Genomic DNA, 20012 nt, shown 5'->3' with positions numbered 1-20012 from the left:
ATTCAGTTCAATAACATAAGACCGCTCCTACCTGAGGAACGGCCTTCATTCATATATTCATTTTCGAAACGTATTCAAATCCCAGCGATCCGCCCACTTGATTTCTATCCCATCTTCCATAAAAGTGATAGGAAGCCATACATATCTTGAATCCGCTAGCTCTTCCGGTTGCCATCGGTCAGCCATAAAAATATAGCTGTTCTCCAATCCCTGAACAGGAAACACATACGTGCTCTGTGCATAAAACGTCTTCCGGGCATTTGGTCCACTTAACGGATTATCCCTTAGCTCCCACCGTCCCATCATTCGATCTGACTCGGCAACGAGAGCCGCATTGGGATACCACCCCGTACAACCCGAGGATAGCAAGTAATACTTMCCCGCATGTTTAAACACCGCCGGCGCTTCCCGGGACTGGTCGATGAACGCTTTCGTAAACTCGCCATTCAAATCTGTATAATCATCCGTTAACCTCGAAATGATCAGGGTTTTGTTCCAGTCAGACGAATGAATTAAATACGCCGTTCCATCGTCGTCTTTAAATAATGTCATATCACGGCTATCCACGTCGTTAGGACGCTTGCTTCCCACGTATTCAAATGGTCCCGCTGGATTTTCACTTACGGCCACGCCGGTTTTAGCCAGCGTATAGTCCTCACTATCAATATGAAGCCACATGACGTATTGACCAGTCCGATCGTTCTTCAGAACCTTCGGACGCTCCGCTACTTTAGACGGATGAAGGTCGTGATTCGGATCATCGGAAACCGCAGGCAACACGATGCCTTCGAATGTCCAGTTGTATAAATCACTTGAAGAGTAGCAGGATATGCCAATGATGTCTACGCGCTGAATACCGATCCGACCTAAACTGTTCGGGCCGTCTTTATTCTCTCCATACCAGTAATACATACCGTTATCGAATAATATACTGCCACCATGTGCCTGAATAGGCCTTCCATTCGTATCCAGCCACAATTCACCCGGCTGAAAATCCTCATACTTTATCATTCCAACAACCTCCACTCTTAGCGTTGCAAATATGTAATTTTCGCCCAATTAAAGAGACCTTGCTGATAAATTCGGCTCCAGCAAGGTCTCTTCCTACACTAAACGAGCTTTCTCGCGGATTTAGCGACCTTCCGCTTGCGCTTGCTTATTCGTTGCTTCAATCACTTTCGTACCGCCTTTAGACAGCCACTCTTCCTTGAAGGATGCGAAATCCGCAGGAACGTCCTTGGATTCTACAATTATTTTTACGAATTTTTCATTTACCAAATCATTCAACTGGCTTGAAACACTCGGATCGAGTTCCTCAGGATTAATGTTTAAATAAGCTAACGGATTCGGAACGGCGAAGTCGCCTGTCGATTTTGCCATTGCTACAATGTCCTCTTTATTAGGCGTACTGTCGGCTAGGAAGTCCGAATTCCATGAAACCAATGCTTTTAATGAAAAGGCTTTGTCTTTGCCCTTTTCTTCATCCGACATGAGGGGTGTAATTTTATCTCCGTCTTTGCTGTAGTGGACCCCTTCAATACCGTTCATCATTAGCTGCTGCCCTTCACTTGAGAGGAGGTAGTCTAGCAGCTCTAACGCTTTTTTCTTTTTCTCATCCGAGATGTTGGCATTAATAGACGTTTCCGCCCAGAAGTTATTGAAGCCATCCATTCGCTGAGCGCCTGTTTTCCCTACCAAGGTGCCTACCCATGTGAAAATCGACTTCGGATCGGCATTGGGATATGCCTGCTTGAACTTATCATAAAAATCATTATAGAAGGTCGCATTTGCGTTATGAATCATGATTCCGACTTTGCCCGTTATGAATTTCTCGATTTTCTGATCATCTGTATTCAACATAAACTCAGGATCAAGAATTTTTTCCTTGTAAAGCTGGTTTAGAAAAGAAAGCCCGTCTCTCGTTTCATCGGAAAGCACCTCCGGCGCCCATTGCCCATCTTTCTTCTCCCACCTATCAGTGCTCGTGTCGAAAGCGTTGAACAGCGGATATTGCCACCAAATCCCTCCAGCACTGGAGGAATAGCCGTACGTATCCTTCTTGTTATTGCCGTCTGGATCACCCTCGGCAAATGCCTTAGCAACCGCATAGAACTCATCGATCGTCTTTGGTACTTCGAGATTTAGTTTATCCAGCCAATCCTTACGAATTAGAATATTGTGGCCGCTCACCGCCATCTTGCCGCTTCCGGATTCATTGAATATAGGGAGCGCATAATGTTTGTTGTCGGTCGTTTTAGCTAAATGTTCAAAGTTGGCCAACGACGCTTTAATATTCGGATATTGCTCTGAGTAATCTGAAAGCGGAAGAAGCATGCTCTCTTTAATCCACTGACGATATTGAACCGGACGGTCAACGCCGTAGGAAACAAATACATCGGGCATCTCCCCAGAGGCAATCATCACGTTCAGCTTCTCTTCCCAGTCATTCCACGAAGCTGTAATCGGCTTCAAGCGGATGTTGAGCTTTTCCTGCAAGTGCTTATAGATTTGAGAATCCTTCGAGTCAGCACCCTCGAACATCCAACTAAATACGGATAATTCAACAGGCTTTGTATTTTCAACGACTGGTTTAGAACTTGGGCTTGCAGTTGAAGAGGACTCACCCGCTTCGTTTTTCTCATTATTGCTTCCACATCCTGCAATAACCCCAACAAATAACAACACAACGGCAAACAATAAAATGAGACCTTTCTTTCTATTCAACATATTGTTCACTACTCCCCTTTTATGAATAATTAATTCATTCTAGTAATCTGACTGTCAACTCTTGATTGATCCAATCATCACCCCTTTAACAAAGTGCTTCTGAATGAAAGGATATACAATGATGATGGGAATGACAGAAACCATTACAATCGCATTCTTAATGGTGTCACCCAGCATGAAATCCTTGCTTACGAAGCTCCCGCTGCGTGTCAATTCCATATTGTTATTAATCAGAACATCCCTTAACACCATCGCTAACGGCCATAGTTCCTTATCGTTAAGAAACAACATCGGAACGTACCAGTTGTTCCATTGCCCAACCGCGATAAATAATGCGATCGTTGCCAGAGCAGGAAACGATAAGGGGATGATGATCTGGAAGAACACTCTCATATAACCAGCCCCATCAATTTTTGCTGATTCCTCCAGATCAATTGGGATATTTTGAAAAAATGTTTTGAGCACAATCAAGTTATAAGTGCTTAACGCTGCCGGAATGATCATAACGGCCAAACTATTTACCATCCCAAGGCTCTTGATTAGCAAGTAATAAGGAATTAGCCCCCCGCCAAAAAACATCGTGAATATGATAAAGAGAAAGATAGCGGTTCTACCCGGAAGATCTTGTTTCGTCAACGGATATGCTGCAATTGATGTAATCAAAAGCTGGTATAGCGTACCAATAACCGTAACGAATACGGAAACCACAACCGACATAAGAATCGTATTTTTCGAGAAAACGTATTCATAGGCTTCAAAGGAAATACTTCGCGGAATGATATTAAATCTGGTTTTCACTGCTTCTTCATACGGCAGTACGGATCCAACAAGTACATGCCAGAACGGGTAAAGCATAATACAAGCCATGAAAACTAAAAAAATGATGTTCAGTATGTCAAATATTTTCCCAGAAACACTCGTAGATCGCACCATTATTCAATCACCTCAGTAAATGCCATGTCCATTCATTTTTTTAGCCGCGCTGTTTACCGCGATAAGAAGAACAAAATTGATTACGTTTAAGAATAACCCGATTGCGGTGGCCATGCTATACTGTCCTTGCGTCAGCCCGATCCGGTAAACGTAGGTATCGATAACATCACCGCTTTCATAAACCATCGGGTTGTACATATTAAACACTTGGTCGAAACCACCGCTCATCATGCTGCCAAAATTCAATATTAACAAAATCGATATGATCGGCAGCAAGCTTGGCAGCGTAATGTGAACAATCTGTTTCCAGCGGTTAGCACCATCGATTACGGAGGCCTCATACAGATCCGGATTGACACCGGACAATGCCGCCAGAAAAATAATCGTTCCCCATCCGACTTCCTTCCAAATTCCTGAAATGACTAGTAGTGGCCGGAACATGCTGTTGCTTGTCAAGAAATTAACTGGATCTCCGCCGAACAGAACAATAATGCTATTGACCAAGCCCTCGTTAGACAGCAGTGCGAACAATATGCCCGAGATCGTTACCCACGAGATGAAGTGGGGCAAATAAATAATCGTTTGAATCGATCGCTTGAAGATTCTGTGCCTCACCTCATTTAAAAGAATAGCCAGAATAATCGGAGCAGGAAACCCAAATAGGAGACGCATTAAATTGATTTCAATCGTGTTGGTAAAAACCTGCCAAAACTTATCGGTCGCGAAAATTTGTTCGAAGTGCTTAAATCCTACCCATGGACTGCCTAAAATTCCTTTCGTAATCCAAAATTCTTTAAATGCGATTGATGCACCATACATGGGGATGTAACTAAATATAATTAAAAACGCAACGGCAGGAAGCAGCATGAGATACAGCATTTTATATTTGACTATTCTTCTGCGTACATCCTTACCCGCTACGGCTTTCGCCCCAATTGTCGCCATATTATAGCTCACCCGTTTTCTTCTGCAGCCTGAACCGGCTGTCGTCTCGATTGAATCCGATGTTATTAAGCAAATTCACATTCGTGCTAGTCGCATCATCAATATAAATATGATCCTCTGTTGTTTCAACCGTGGACAATCTTCTGTTGTTCTCAATCCAAACCTCGTTACAATGGCTTGCCATTAAACTTCCCTGATAATATTCCGGGTGGAGCAAGACATTCTCATCTCCATAGGCATGCGATTTGAGCCTCATAGCATTGGAATTCAGAATGGCATTATTGCGGATATATACCCTTCTGCAGGATGAAGCATAAACCGCTTGCTGCGGACAATTGATAATTGTATTATTCTCGATCCACACTCGGTCAAAGACCGCATATTGCGTTCTCCCCATAGCAAGATATACACCCATGTAGATAACGGCCATATTCCAGTGATTCACATCGCAGCTGTCAATCAAATTATTGCGGATACGCAGATTGCTTACTCCAAATCCTTCCGACCAGCGAGACTCGGAACCGCACTCAATCTGAATCGCTGACCCTTGATTCATAAAGAAATGATTGTTCTCCACTAAGCCGTTGCTGGAATGCAGCAATATCCCTCTTGCGCGGTTATGGTGAAAGAAATTATTGCGAACGATATAGTTGCTGGAATCATATCTTCGATTAAAAAGGATCGCGCGTTCTGAAACCTCGGCTGGGATCGGTTTTTCAAAGGTAAGCGTGCAGGTGTTATACTCCTTGTTCCATTCCACGCCTGCGATACGCTCCGTGATCTCGGCAGGCGACAGATCTTCATTTCGAAACTCGACTTCGTCCCCTACTGCAAAGGGATTACGCCATGCTAGCACACGAATTAAACGTAAGGTCCGATCATCGATTCTCTTGAAACCCTGAACTGAATTATCGTGAATGTTCAGGCAATCGTCGCCGTTGTAGCTGAAATCGCAGTCTTCAATCATAAAGTAACCTAGAGAATTACTGATATGGCAGCCATCTGCCGTGACGGAAATGCAACGCGTCGTTCCTGGCCGTTTCACAATTCTGCATTGTAGCAGCGCCCAATGGTGTTGATCTCCCGACGCCACGAAAGCATGTCCTGGCGCAGAATAGATCGTTACATGCTCAATTTGCAAATGCTGATTGCTTTTAAGTTCGAAAGCGTTCGCGTCATAAATGTAATGACGTACGATGTAAGCTTGCCCTGGATTCAGAAAGCGAAATTCTTCGGGGTTGGACAGTGCAATTCGGAACGTATTGAGATCCTGGCGACTAATATTCCGGAAATGGGTTTTGTGGAATTCACGACCTAACTCGCAGCCTGCAGATAACGTCAGCGGGTTCATCGCGTTTAATGTCCGTATGTTCAGATCGCTCGGCGCTTGCGAATACTCCGGAAAGTGAAGATCGAAATAAGTGCTGTCTGAGGCTACTTCCCTTACTAGTCCGATGCTTGCCAATTGCCCGCTTTCCCAGTCCCAATCGACAGTGAAATTTTTGAATATCGTCCGTACGCAATTCCTTATGGTAAAGAAGACTTCCACCGTAGAAAAGATGAATTCAGAGCCGCCGCCATCGAACTGAAAATCGTGCATCCCTTCGAATATAGGATGATTGCCATTATAAAATCGATATATTCCCGAAGGGACGACAAGCTCGGACGAATGTTCTCGTTTGCAATAATCAATGGCATTCTGAAAGGCACTACCATTACAATACCCTTCCTCGGATCTAGCACCGAAATCAGCAACGCTAACTCTCTTATATCCACTCCATTCCGGAGCACTGATTGAGATTTCAGACATGCTCACAGCTGTATCATCATTCTTTACGCGCCTCACTCACCTGCCTCCTCTCTCTATCTACGCCTGTTAACTCTCTTGCTATATTGATTGTGCCATAGACGGCCTTCCCTTAATATGTGCTGAGAATAGAATATTGGATGTAGTTTGTTACGATGTTGCAGGGATGCTTATTCAAAAAAAATGCCCCGATCGGTGATCGAGGCATCCTGTGTCCCTATAGCTCAGTGAGTATAACGTTATCGTATAGCACAGTCGCATTATACGTTTCTAACCCAATCCTCCCCTTGCTGAACGTAAAAGCAGGATCTGTTGCACTTAGTTGAAGAATGCCATCCACATACAAGTTTATTTGATTTCCAATAACTTCAACTGACACGCGATAAGTCGTCCCGACGTTGATCGTATGAGCTTTCGACGCCAGCACCGTCTGGGTCCCCGCTATCGTTTTCTTGATTGCGATCCCATGCATATTACCGATATAGACAAAATATTTATTGTTTGCATCCGTTACACGAAAGACCAGATTCGCGAAACCGCCGCTTCCCGCGGTATTGCTTATTTGAATATCGCTAGCTAACGTGTAGTTGCTCCACGAGTCGATCCCTGCCGTTGCAAGGCTCCCTGAATAGTCCGTCTGCCTGTATTTCTTACTGCCRCTATCTGTCACGACCGACCAGTTGCCTGATTGCACGGTCCATCTTCCTGAGGAACTCTCGAAATTTTCGGATAATAAGTAAATGGAATGATAGGTTACGATAGGATTCCAATAAACAGTATCGTACAAATTGTTCGCATTCTGATTCACAACAAACCGTATCGCATCGCCCTTGATCACATCGAGCGTTATTGCGGGGGACGATACTGTCGTTCCGTAGATGACCTGCTGCCAGCCGCTCGCCGGCCAAATTTGCGCGTTGTTTTTCAAAATCTTAACGTTTACGCCATCCGCTCCCGCCCCCGTGTTCAACATGTGAATGGTTTCGTTTGACGAGAGCGTAATTTCGCCGTCCTCCGGCGCTAACCATGTTCTTACAGAATCGCTGCCATCTGGAGATTGCAGATTTTCTCCTACGCTTAAAAAAGTCGAGCCATCCCGCCACATTCTCCATGGCGCGTAGTAATTTGCCAATGGCGTATAAGTCGTGCCATTCCATTTGTGATAGTACCAAACCGGTCCCTGCGAGATCGCCCCGACGTCCTTAACAGCTTCATACTTTCTTGTGGATGCCGGAATGGTTCCGCTGGTCGCACCTGCCGAAGTTGTGCCTGAACTAATATTTCCATTGTTATCTTCGGCTTCAATCAAATAATAATAGGCCGTGCCGCTTTGAAGCTCTTGCCGATCGGTAAAGCTTGCTGTCGTTGATTCTCCAACCATATTACTGTAGGCAGGCGTAAAGTTTGGGGTCGTTGAACGGTAAATATTGTAGTGATTAAGTCCTGAACCCGTATCGGAAGCTGCCGTCCAAGATAACGTTATGCCTAAGCTTCCGCTATTCCAAGCTGCCAATCCCCCGGACGGATTACCCGGCGCCACACTATCCAATGCGGAGATGGTACTGCCTAGATCGAATCCGGATGCGCTTCTCCATGCCGCCATCGTGTTGTAGCTGACCCCAAACCTTTCAGCTTGAAATGTCGTCCCGCTTACCTGATAGAAAAGATTGTCATTGATAAGATCAACCGGTGCACTTAACCCAATTTTATAAGCTGATGTTCCCGAAATTCCGTTCGCCATTATGATCCGATTATTCTGGTACGAATCTCCCGACCACGGGTCACCGGGTGACGCATCTTTGCTGCTTAACGCACTCGTATTCGCATGATCCACTACGATTAAATTGTTTGCGACAACGAGATTTTTCAAGCCTGAATATCTCCCCGTATCCGCTGTAAAGTCGCTTAATGCAATTTGGCCCGATCCGATCGAGGTTTCTCCGCGGTTGCCCTTCACTTTATTGTCCGTGATTCTCGAATTCATGTTCGCCATCGTCGTCACGCCGTTGCCTTTATTATCATGAGCGTAATTATATTGTACGTTGACATATTCATTAGACCAATCAATGTTTAATCCGGATGCATCATGCCCCGTGTTGCTGTCGGACATATTGTAAACCTCGTTAAACATGACATCAATATAGGAGCTTGCGACTGGCCAAATTCCTCCCGGTCCCCAGGTGACCCCTGTTCCGGCATATTGACCGGCATCATGTACAAGGTTCCATTTTATCGTGCTATGATTCGAATTCCCGATGACGATCCCTTGGTTTCCAAGCTGGTATGCCACATTGTTGTGAACCTTAACATTGCGAAATAACGCGGAGCTTTTAAGATTGTCCGATAATGTGCTATCCCAACCGGCAACTCCAATTGCTCTCCAACCCAAGTTATAGATTTCATTATTGCTAATAACGATATTTCGTGCGACTTCGCTATGCTTGTTTGTCGGATAAACCGCCGAAATCAGAATGCCTTCCGAATTACTGTTTATACCAGGTCCGCGAACAAGGTTTCCATCTATCGTGATATTGGACCAAGCCCCTTCAGCATTATAAGTAATAACGATCGCTCTGTTCGTTGTAGTCGAGCTAGTTAGCGCATTCGTCGTTGTACACGCTATGTCCAATCCCGAAATGATCCAACCGCTCTCATTCGTCATGCTCACCACAGCCGGAGCCGAAGATCGAATGATAGGTTTGCTCCCGCTGCCATAGGCGGTCATTTGGATCGGAAGCAGAGCCGTTCCCGAACCGTTTAAGGTAACGCTTTCATTCCAAGTGTCACCTGATTTTAATAAAAGTTTATCGCCAGGATTAAACGTAAGGTTAGAAATTTTAGCCAAAGTTTGCCAAGGAGTGCCTGCGCTAGTCCCGTTATTATTATCATTGCCCGTCGAATTGCTTACATAATAGGTCGTACCCGCTGCGTAAGCCCTGTCATTATGAACGAAGACAATCATTGCTATAACGAATATCAATGCAACAAAGACACACTTTTTGGCCATTGGCTACTCCTCCTCAATGTGCAACTCATACAGGCGTGCCGTAAATTCCGTTGGAAGTGTAACAACTAACGCATTCTCAAGCTGACTCCAGCTCCAACTACGATTCTCATTCTGAGGAAACCCACATCGAACCGTTACTTTCTTGCCGTCACAATCCGGAATAGGAAATCTCGCCTCTTTCGCTCCGCCTTCCAATCTCCATACAGCCACATAAGCCTTCTCACCGCTTCTAAGTCCAAGGCTAAGCCAATGATCGCCGTGTTTAGGCAAGCCAATCGGCCAAAATGGAAGAGCCTTCGGAATTAATGCCCGGATACTCTTGTAATAGGAAATTCCTTCGCGAATCAATTCAAAGCGATCCGATGCAATGTCTGACAAGTGCCCGCTCTGATGAACTCGCATTAACATGCCGTTCACCATGTTAAAGATAACCTCTTCCCGATCTCCTTCCTTGAGCGGATATGACCAAGCAGCGGATTGCTCTGGTGTGAGCGCCGTAGGAGCAGCAGCAGATATCGCCGCAAACTTGCGGTAATCCATCTGATCGCTAATGGACTGCACGCTGTGCCTGGCGAGCAAAGCATAATCCATACGCAAACCGCCGCTTCCGCAATTCTCGATGACCAAATTCGGATAACGAGCAAATACGCTATCAAGCCAGCGCAGGTAGGCACGATTATGCTGAAGCAAGCCATCGCCGAAGCTATCGGCGTTAACCTCAGTTCCAATGCCTGCATTAATGTTATAGTCCATTTTGATGTAACCGACCTTGTACTCCGTCACTAGGCGATCGATTACTTCATCTGCATATTGAATGACCTCGGGATGTCGATAATCCAATTGATACCTGCCGTGATCAATGACCCGTTTGCCATGTCGCATGAAAAACCATTCATCCGACACTTGCTGCGCTAAGGGGCAATGAATGCCCATGACTTCAAGTTCCAGCCAAAGTCCTGGGATTAAACCTTTCGCCCGAATGTAGTCAAGCACCTCCTGCAATCCGCCTGGGAAACGCCTTTGTGACGGTTGCCAAAGCCCTACATCGCTCCACCATTCGCCATCCGCATACCAGCCAGCATCGATGCAATAATATTCGCAACCCGCCGAAGCAGCCGCATCGACTAAGGGTAAAATCTTCTCGGTCGTTGGATCAGCGAATAAACAATTCATGTAATCATTGAAAATAACGGGAAGCCGCTCATTGTCTTCGTTCCAACGACGGATTTCTCGCCGATAACGCGTCAATTCCACAATTCCCTGTTCGAACCCTCCTTTGACAATCGCAACTGCCGCAGGAACGGACATAAATGCTTCACCTGGCGCGACATTTTTCCACCAATGGCTTTCATTCTCTGTAGGGCCGCTTAATTGCAAATAGAGTTGATCATCCGCCTTATCGCTAATCTCCCAATGCCAAGAACCGTTATGCTCGATTTGCCAGCACATGGCCATTCCCGCCTCAGTATTTTCATATCCACCCATCGGATGAAGATCGGCGGAAGACCAGGTTCCCGAATTGCTGTACGAAAGTCTTTTGATCGAATAATCATTTACTTTCGTTAAACCTAGCTCGGATAGCCTATAACTTCTCCACTGCAGCTCTCCGTGCCAAGCATTATGTGCAATATGCAGCCGACTTTTCGCTTCCCATGACCCGCTGCCTCCGCCCGAGATACCTGTCAATGTAAACGAGGAGACGTATTCCATCGGAATGGAATTCAAACTCTGATTGACGATCTCCGTCCAAGCACGGATGACAGGGATATCGTTATAAAATTGATAGTGAACCGTCACCCACATACCCCTATCTTCCATAACCACTTCAAGCTTTCTTCCGCTTTCGTTATAGAAATCTCTGTGGAAATCGTACTTCAGCCTACCTCCCGGCATTGTCCCTGTATATTTAGACGCATGATGATCGTTCCGATCTTCGCCCGTCACTTGCAGTTCGACGATTCGGCGCGTTCCTCGTTCCTCCTCTGTTCCTCGTACATCTTCATTCGCTGGGAAGGGAGACAAATGAACCAGACGGACATCTCCGCATTCGGCAATCTGTATCTCCAAATAAATTCCATTTTCATAAATTCTAATCCAACTCAGCACTTCCATCGTATCCATCTCCATACCATAGGCCCTTGTCACTTTTCATTCACCCTCTATTCTTGATTGATGGTTCTCATTGTGACACGGGCTCGAAGGCATTTCTATGTATTAATCAAAGAGATTTGGTTGTGGTTTCTTGTGTACGATGTTTTTATTGTCAATGCGCTGTTTGTACTCTAGCGGCGATTGACCAAGATGTTTCTTGAATAGCTTGCTGAAATGGGCATAATCTTCATACCCAACTAACTTTCCGACATCATATAGTGATATATCCTCTTTCAATAGCGTAATAGCCGCATCAAGCCTTTTCTGAATGAGAAAATGGATAAAGCTTTGGCCCTTCTCCTGTTTAAACAGATGACTCAAATAGTTTGGGCTAATAAAGTACTGCTGGGCAAACTCTTTGAGAGATAGTTTGTGCGCATATCGTCGTTCGATGTCCTTGATAATCTCCTCAACGATTGGAAATGTTGTTAACTCCGACGGTTTCTTCTTATGCTCGTCAATTAACATTCTCATTTGTACAAGCAAATCATGGGGATTGCCGTAGTGGAGGACCAGATCTTGAACGGTAATGGAGTCCTCAGCTAATGATTGGGTCGACGAAGCGAAGTTCTTGATCACCACGACAAAAAAATTATAGATTTCAACTAGCCCACTTAAATGAATTTGATCTTTGGCGATTCCTCTATGCAAATCGAATAACGCCGCTTCCAGATGCTCAAGCTTTGTTGCTTTGCCTATCCGCTCCATGATAGACGGCAATGCCGCGTTTACTCTCGGCCTATAGCGGTAAACGCCTATCCTGCGGTTCAAGCTCGAGGTTTCAGCCATCATATTCGCTTGATTGTAATATTTTGCGATTTGACTGTCGGAGTCGTTCGACAGACTTACTCCTACATCCCATTGAAACTCTTCGGCCATGGTTAGTATGTGTTTATACAATGACTTAAACGTATTCGAATCCATGTCGGAACGACTTAATAAATACGTCCATTTGAGTGGACTCGCCATGGCACGGAATAAAGCAACACCATGCTCTTGCAGCAATCGATCCGATCTCAGCAAGGATTGCTCCGATATGGCTGTTTTGCTCTTAACGATAGCAAAGGCATATCCTGCTCCTGCTCCCATTTCAACTCCCAATCCTTTTAACAACTTGGATACTTGTTGCAGAGTTAAACCCTTCTCGATCATTTCCAAAAACAGCATGGAGTTGTGGTAGGTGTGAAGTACACGCTGATCCCGATCACGTTTAGCTAACCGATTGCTGCAATTATTTAATGTATCCCGCAATTCCTGTTCGTTGACAGGTTTAAGCAGATAGGCAAAGCAGCCAAGCTCCAGCGCTTGTTTCGCGTAGCTGAATTCACTGTATGCGCTCATGAACACCACCAGCGTATGGGGAGAAACACGGTTCACGAAAGACAATAAATCCAAGCCGCTTTTCCCTGGCATACGAATATCGCTGATCACGATATCAATCGATTGCCGCTTCAACAGGCTTTCAGCCAAATGTACGTCGTTTAATTTCGCTACAATTCGAAAGCCGAGTGCTTCCCAATCCACAATTTGTTCCATATCCTTCAATATCCACGGCTCATCATCAACGAGAATCAACTTGTACATCGTTTACTCACCCTTTCGCTTTAAGCGGTACGCTGACCGTCACAATCGTACCCCTATTTTTCCAACTCTTGATGGATAGTCCATAGGGCTTCCCATAATAGATTTGAATTCTTTTATGAATATTGACGAGCCCGATTCCTTGTCCCAGCCCTGCGGTTTCGGATGAGTTCTTATTCATGCTTTCAAACTCTTGACGCATGCGCATCAAGCGTTCCTCGCTCATTCCGACTCCGTTATCCATCACCTTGATCAGCAATTGATTCTCCTCTTTGATAGTCGCATGGATGTGAATGATCCATCGCCCTGTTTTTCCTTCGAGACCATGAAACAAGGCGTTCTCCACAAGCGGCTGAAGAATGAGCTTCACGATCGAACGGGCTCCCAGACCCTGATCTATGATTACTTTAAACTGCAGCCGTTCTCCAAACCTAATTTTTTGAATATCTATGTATCGCTCCAGGTGATCAAGCTCTTTGTGCAGAAGAACAAATTCATCCGTACGTGTAATGTAGCGGAAATAAGAGACGAGATTGTCAATTGCGACAGCTACCTCCCTCTTTGCGTTGGACAAGGCCATGCCTCTTATAGAGTGAAGCACGTTATACAAAAAATGAGAATTAATCTGGCTTTGGAGCCCATTTAACTGAAACATTCGTTTCTCCATTTCTGTTTCATAGAGCTGCTGCTGGGATTGCAGCAGATTGTCCGTAAGCTTCTTGATTTCATTCATCATATTGTTATAGTGGTCCTGAATAATAGTAATTTCATTCTTATAGCCGAATCTCAACCGGGCATCCAGGTCACCGCTCGCTGCGCTATCGAAAATATCAGCCATCTTAGTAATGGGATGGGTTAAACGAATATTAAAGGAGATCGCGACCCAGATGACGATTAGAACCATGATTGCTATAGCCGAAATCACGATATACTGAATGATTGATGCCTTTCCCACCAGCTTATCCTCATTAATTAATGCAACGAACTTCCAACCTAAGCTTTTGATCGGGAGAGACTGGTACAAGTAATTGATGCCGTTCATTTGAAAATCGATGACTTTGTGATCCTGATTCGTTCTAGTCTGGGCATATATTTGTTCAAAATCGGGATTATTAGTCGAAGAGCCAATGAGATCGCCGCTCTCGTTCATAATATAGAGCTCTGCTTTATCCGCCAAATCCGCTGAACGTAATATTTGCTGTATCCACTCCGTATCCAATAACAAAACGCCTATGTAAATTTCCTGCAGGTATCGGTTTGGAAGAACGGATTTAACCTTCCTGAAAGCCAGTATGCCCTGGTCTTTTGAAAATGGAGGAGAAATCTGCAGCTTATTGCTTAGTCTGTTCTCATTTTCCATTTCTTTCAAATACGTCACCATAGGATGCATAAGCAGTTCTCCTGTGGATACTAAGCGAAAATCTTCTGAACTAATCATGCCAATGGATTTCAAGGCAGGTTCCAATGACAAGTACGAGTTTAAATTTCTCAGCAAAATATCGGATTCCTGCCATGATTTATTCTCGAGCATGATGGACTGAACGTTCCGGTTAAAGAAAATCGACTTTGAAAGCTGATCCATTCGGTAAAAATATTCGTCAAACCGATTGTTAGTTTGCGTCACGAAAATATTAATATTATCGAGTGCGTTCTTTTTTAGAATATTAATATAAGAAAAATAGCCCACTGTCCCTAGAAGGAGAATGGGCAAAACGGCAATACAAATATTGGTGAGGATCATCCGAAAGCTTAATCTATACTTTGTTGTATAGGACACCAGTTCTTTAAACATGAGATCCTCCGAGACATATGATGATAGCAACAATTTCTCAGTAGTTCGGACAAGGGTTAACGACTCAATAATGTCACAATAAAATCAGTTTGTCTATGTGTTTTATTGTGGATTCGGGTGTGCTTTTATGTGTTTTTTATTGTGCGAACCCGCAAGCCTTCAACCAATTGATGGCCATTAACAAATTCCCTGTCGAATTCATGTGAACTTGATCCACGGTTAGTGTTTTCCCGCGCTGCTCCCTTAAATATGCTGTAAATGACTGATACTGAGGCACGAGAATAGCTTCGAATTCCGCCGCGACTTCTCTAATTATCTGATTATAGGGAACAAGTCGTTCATTCTTCCCGTCGTTCGAATCTTCGGATAGGATTGTCGTTTCCATTACTATCAACGATGACCCCGTTTTGCTTTTCGTTTCACCCAATAATTCCCGGTAGGTTTCTCTGAAATTATCGCAGCTGACATTTTTCCATTCATCATTTATGCCAATAGATACGGATAGCCAGTCCGGCTTTAACTCAATTACATCTTCATTCCAACGTGCCTTTAGATCCAATATCGTCTCACCGCTTATCCCACGGTTCTCTACCTGCAAAGAGATCTCCGGTCGTACGATCGATAAGTAATCCCGAACGATGCGTACATATCCGCCTCCTATATTTTCAGGATCATCCTTTCTGCCGCAATCCGTAATGCTGTCGCCAATAAATATAATTTTCTGTCCTTCCTGTAGCAACATGTGCCATCGCTCCCTTTATTTATTCAATAGATTGTAAACGAGTTGTGCAGCTTCCGCCCGCGTAGCATTGCTCTGAGGCGCAAACAAGTTGCTTCCTCTTCCACGCACCAAGTTCGCTTCTTCGGCAGCGGCAATGTAGGGTAGAGCCCATCTCGGAATATCCTGAGCATCGGTGTAGCCGACTGTCGCCACAGGCTTCGGTTGAATGCCGGCCGAACGCACGATCATCGTGACCATTTCCGCTCGGCTGATGAATTGGTCTGGGGCAAACTGATTTGCGCTTTTGCCTGAAGTGATTCCAGCTTTAATTGCTGCCGCTACACTATCCGCATACCATGCATCCGCTTTGACGTCGATGAATGAATTGTTCACACCATCGGCTTCCAGGTTTAAAGCATTCGCCAGTAAAGTTACGAATTCTGCTCTGGTCGTTTTTCCTTCAGGGTTAAATCTCAACTCATCCACACCATTGACAATATGCTTTGCTGCCAATATTTGAAGCACCCGCCTCGCCCAGTGACCTTCCTTCACGTCGCTGAAAGTCTTGTTATACTCCATAACCGAATACACGCTAAGATGCTGCAGCGTTACCTTAACTTGATTCATGACCTCATCGATTTCACCGCCGACATATTCCCATTGCATCTTCGCCTTATCGTAATAGTAAATACCGAGAAGCTTCTCATCGACTTGACCGGGATCATAAGGCAGAGATAGCGTAATGCCGCCTGAGACTATATCGGTTGGGATTTCACGATTATCGGCAGTCTTGAGTTTGACTTCGAAATCATAAACTTCACCTGCGATTTTCATCGTCGCTTTACTGCCGCTGATCGGCACGTTTAATATAGCAGAATCGTTAATAGGGCTCATGGTCACTTCAATCAAAGTACCGGCGATAATGCCTGATTGTTTTCTGAGATTATCCAGCGTCTCTTGACTTATGGTAATCGCCACTTTGCCAAGATGCACTTGAAGCGGATAATTCCCGACGTCCGTTAAGAGGACGACAGCTTTCGATTGACCTTCATCCAACTTCACTTGAGCCGCCCCATCCTTAATCTCTACCTTAGAGTGAACGTTGCCGACTTGGCTTCCAGGACTTCCGATACCACTCTCGCCTAAAGCGACGATTGATACTTCGTTAGAAAGACCGCTTTCGCCATATGCATCGTAGGCTTCCGCAACAAAGTAATAGGTCGTATCCTTTGTCAGCCCAGATACAGTAAGATTGGTGACGCTTCCCGCATCAATCTTGCTAGAATGCACTCCGCTGGCTGTACCGTACTTAATGTTATAACCTGTTGCTCCGGCTACCGCACTCCAACTTAATTGCGCCTCTCCATTTCCGGCTATCGCGCTAATCGTTGGCGTTTCAAATATCTGTTTGCTAAGAATCATATATCCATATTGAATTGGGGCTTTTCCCGCGCCGATCCCACTGTTGTATTCAATCCATCCATTTCGGGCATCTCCATTACCCGGGTTGATGAAGCTTCCGTCGCTATAATTGGCAAGTACAGAGATCCCTAAGGCGGAACCGTCTTTAACTGAAATTCCTCCCGGGATGATTTCGCCCCAAGGAATACTCAATTCGTAACTAGTAGACTTCGTCGCTTCGTCTCTGGTGATCTCCATTTCGCCAGCGGTAAACTCACCTGCAGCTTTGCCGGCAATAGCATTATAACGATACCCGACAGCCTGGCCTTCATCTGTTAACCCAAATGCGAATTCAGTGTATCCTTTGCTTCCCGGAATAGTTCCTCTATCGGGATCTATGGCGATCTGAATGCTGGAGCCTTTCCACAAATCGGCCGCATTCGAGATAGGCAAACGATGTACGTCTTCCGTAACCTTAATTGCGATATACAAATTGTCATTATCCCACCGGGTATGCCCTAGTGCATTTAACCTTTGCGGAGTCCATTGATCAGAGAAAGTGCTTTCAATACTTTTCACCTGGGCTCTCTGATCCATGACAAACTCGGGCGTCCCCCATTCTTGGATTGAGCCGTCAATTGTCGGCCTAGATTGTGTGAATAAGCTGCGCAGGGCGGTAACTTGTTTGTTTACTTTAATCCGTCTCGACTCGGTAACACTCCCGGCCATATCGTAAGCCTTGTATTGCAGAGTATGCTCTCCATTGCTTAAGCCCTTTACGCTATATGCATAAGGCGATACCGTCATTTCCTGAATCAATCTATCATCCACGTACAGCTCAACCTTTTGAATGGGTTGTATTCCCGCGATATAAGGCATAGTCTGTAAATCGGCCACATTTAATTGATAACCATCGCGAAAAGTTGCGAAATCAACAATCTTCGGTTGCTCGGTTTCCGGGACAGTCGGTCCGGTTGTTAGATGGACAGCCTCTGAAGCAGCCCCTACATTTCCGCTCCGATCTTCTGCTTCTACCTTGTAATAATACGTCGTGTTTGGCTTTGCTTCTTCTCTGTCAATAAAAGATGTCGTAGCGGATTCTCCCACCATATTGGAATAAGCTGGCGTAAACGCCGCGTCCTCGCTTCTATAGATGTTATAGTGCAGGATCCCGTTCCCCTGATCTTCTCCCGCCGACCAAGATAACTCCGCATAACCGTCAAGCGTCGCGGTAACTTGATTTACTGTCGAAGGAATCGACTCATCAATCGGCAGCATTTGAGTATTGACGTCAAACCCTGTACTCTCTTGCCACGAAGAAAGATTCCTATATGTTGTCCCATGATAAATCGAGTTGAAGGTTAGCCCTTCACTAGCGACATAATTATGATCAATAACATCAAAGTTCGTATTTGAAGCAATATCGAAAATATTGAATTTCGTTATTCCTCTGGCAATCGCAACGTGATTATTATAAATCTTATTTCCTGTCCACGTTCCATGGGGATTAGAAGCGCTGTTGATCGCGGCCGTATTTTCTATGTCTACGATGATCATATTATTTGCAACATCCAGATCATGCTCTCCTGATGAGAGATCGGGTCTACCCGTGAAATTCCCGAGCGCAATTTGACCATTCCCGTTCGATTGTTGCCCTTGATTGCCTCTGACTTTGTTATTCCATATTTTTGTGCCGTAATTGCTCATTGTCGTTATGCCATTGCCTTTGTTATCGTGCGCGTAATTATACTGAACGGTAATATTGTCACAGTACCAATCCACGTTGACCCCTGATCCGTCATAACCCGATTCCGCGTCCTTCATGTTATAAACTTCGTTGAATTTAATTACGGAATCCCGGGAGGCAATGATCCACAAGCCACCTGGCCCCCAAGTGTCCACACCGAGACCTCCGTCATGAACAACATTTCTTTCTATAACGGAATGATGAGCATCTTGCAGAACGATTCCTTGGCTGGCAGTATGATGCACGTAGTTTCCGCTGATTTTAAATCTTCCAAAAAGCATCTGGGAGCGCAAATCCTCGTTTTTCGCGGTATCCCATCCAGCAGTGGTTATTCCATACCACCCCACATTATGGACCTCATTGTTAATTATCGACACATCCGTCGCAACCTCTTTGATGTCGGTTCCCGGAATCAACGCCGTAATCATAATTCCATTGCTATTACTGTTGTAATTAGCGCTGTAAACCTCATTCTCTTCAATTCGAAGATTTTCGTACCGCTCGGCATTATCATATATAACGTTAATTCCTGCTGTAATATTGCTCCACGATAACGTTGAAGAGGTTAGGATGTTAACGGCTAATCCCTTAATCGTCCAGTGGCTTAAATTATGTCCTGTGACAACACTTCCACCGTATGGAGCATTCCACGAGATAACAGGCTTAGCGCCTGAACCATAAGAAGAAACAGTAATCGGATATTCCTTCGAGCCGGACCCCTTCAAAACAAGCGGTTCATTCCATGCGTCGCCCGATTTCAAGAGGATGGAATCCCCTGCACTGAAAGTCGAAATATTGATTTTATTCAGAGTTTTCCATGCGCGTTCAGCGCTTAAACCATCGTTCGCATCATCGCCAGTGCTGGAACTAACATAATAAGCTGTACGACCATCCGAATGAACAGGTGCTAATACCTTTTGCACCTCGATATTATCAAAGTCCGCAGTTGCTCTCGACATCGTCAAAGCAATCTTTCCGGTTGCAAAAGATGTGTCTACTGTAGACAGCAGTTTAACGCCGTTAATATAAAAATCGATGTATTTCCCCCCTGCTACACCTTTGAATGTATAGGACTTGCCCTTTTCCATGCTGAAAGCCGCTTCTGAAAGCGCTGTCACTTCTCCGTCCAAAACTTTGACAATCTGGATTTTCCCAGCTTCGATATATTGTAGATCGTATCTGTTATGACTATCCTGATAT

The 20012-nt window shown here is 44.9% G+C and carries 11 protein-coding genes; all 11 read right to left on the bottom strand.

The features are described from left to right. Window positions 1-57: 57 nt before the first annotated feature. The 11 genes from AB4Z17_RS14925 to AB4Z17_RS14875 all read right to left on the bottom strand — a co-directional run bounded on the left by AB4Z17_RS14925 (window position 58) and on the right by AB4Z17_RS14875 (window position 19942). Window positions 58-1011: a glycoside hydrolase family 43 protein gene (locus tag AB4Z17_RS14925; RefSeq protein WP_441960556.1), complete on the bottom strand. Its 954-nt coding sequence runs from the start codon at window positions 1009-1011 to the stop codon at window positions 58-60. A gap of 120 nt (window positions 1012-1131) precedes the next feature. Beyond that, entirely contained in the window at window positions 1132-2727 is a 1596-nt protein-coding gene (locus AB4Z17_RS14920; RefSeq protein WP_441960555.1) for an extracellular solute-binding protein, read from the bottom strand. 54 nt (window positions 2728-2781) lie between these two features. Further along, window positions 2782-3660 carry a carbohydrate ABC transporter permease gene (locus AB4Z17_RS14915; protein ID WP_430062424.1) on the bottom strand — a complete coding sequence of 293 codons (879 nt, stop codon included), beginning with the start codon at window positions 3658-3660 and terminating at the stop codon, window positions 2782-2784. Between the two features lie 12 nt (window positions 3661-3672). Further along, the gene (locus AB4Z17_RS14910) at window positions 3673-4617 is read right to left on the bottom strand and encodes an ABC transporter permease (protein ID WP_441960553.1); all 945 of its coding nucleotides are present in this window, start codon (window positions 4615-4617) and stop codon (window positions 3673-3675) included. Beyond that, window positions 4607-6451, bottom strand: a complete 1845-nt coding sequence (locus AB4Z17_RS14905) for a right-handed parallel beta-helix repeat-containing protein (protein WP_441960551.1) — start codon at window positions 6449-6451, stop codon at window positions 4607-4609. The genes AB4Z17_RS14910 and AB4Z17_RS14905 overlap by 11 nt, the downstream gene beginning before the upstream one ends. Window positions 6452-6629: 178 nt before the next feature. After that, window positions 6630-9419: a right-handed parallel beta-helix repeat-containing protein gene (locus AB4Z17_RS14900; RefSeq protein WP_441960549.1), complete on the bottom strand. Its 2790-nt coding sequence runs from the start codon at window positions 9417-9419 to the stop codon at window positions 6630-6632. Window positions 9420-9422: 3 nt separating this feature from the next. Beyond that, window positions 9423-11564: a glycoside hydrolase family 36 protein gene (locus AB4Z17_RS14895; RefSeq protein ID WP_441960547.1), complete on the bottom strand. Its 2142-nt coding sequence runs from the start codon at window positions 11562-11564 to the stop codon at window positions 9423-9425. Between the two features lie 69 nt (window positions 11565-11633). Continuing rightward, window positions 11634-13154 carry a response regulator transcription factor gene (locus AB4Z17_RS14890; protein ID WP_441960546.1) on the bottom strand — a complete coding sequence of 507 codons (1521 nt, stop codon included), beginning with the start codon at window positions 13152-13154 and terminating at the stop codon, window positions 11634-11636. Window positions 13155-13161: 7 nt separating this feature from the next. Continuing rightward, entirely contained in the window at window positions 13162-14943 is a 1782-nt protein-coding gene (locus AB4Z17_RS14885; RefSeq protein ID WP_441960544.1) for a sensor histidine kinase, read from the bottom strand. Between the two features lie 136 nt (window positions 14944-15079). After that, a complete protein-coding gene (locus AB4Z17_RS14880) occupies window positions 15080-15685 on the bottom strand; it encodes an SGNH/GDSL hydrolase family protein (protein ID WP_441960542.1) in 606 nt (201 codons plus the stop codon). A gap of 15 nt (window positions 15686-15700) precedes the next feature. After that, on the bottom strand, window positions 15701-19942 hold the full coding sequence (locus AB4Z17_RS14875) for an S-layer homology domain-containing protein (RefSeq protein ID WP_441960540.1): 4242 nt from the start codon (window positions 19940-19942) through the stop codon (window positions 15701-15703). Window positions 19943-20012 lie beyond the last annotated feature (70 nt).

The sequence above is a fragment of the Paenibacillus sp. TAF43_2 genome (assembly GCF_052113545.1).
Taxonomy (GTDB): Bacteria; Bacillota; Bacilli; order Paenibacillales; family Paenibacillaceae; genus Pristimantibacillus.
This window is presented reverse-complemented; position numbering and strand designations above follow the sequence as displayed.